General features: G+C 42.3%; 1 protein-coding gene. It reads right to left on the reverse strand.

Going from position 1 to position 312, the window contains the following annotated elements; all coding sequences use genetic code 11:
• Positions 1-312 (reverse strand): ParB N-terminal domain-containing protein (locus tag G5B11_RS18920; RefSeq protein ID WP_244093088.1); only part of this gene is annotated, 312 nt, incomplete at both ends.

Below are 312 nucleotides of genomic sequence, written 5' to 3' on the forward strand. Positions count from 1 at the left end.
TGATTACCGGTACTTTACGGTATCCCAGTTTCTCCGCAGCATGTTTTCTTCTGTGGCCGGATATGATCTCATAGTATCCATCCGGTACCGGTCTGACGATCAGCGGATTTAATATTCCATACTTTTCAATGCTTTCCTGCAGAAGAAACATTTCCTTATCATCCTTCACCTGAAACGGATGCTCTTTGAACGGTCGAAGACGCTCAATCTCAATTTCTATGATTCTTTCTTCGTTTTCTTCTGATTGTCTGTTTGGTTCAGTCATCTTGACTCCTTTCCTCCAGGATTCAGGAAATAAAAAATGCCTGCCTG

The organism is Blautia glucerasea, from assembly GCF_013304385.1.
Classification (GTDB): domain Bacteria; phylum Bacillota; class Clostridia; order Lachnospirales; family Lachnospiraceae; genus Blautia_A; species Blautia_A ammoniilytica.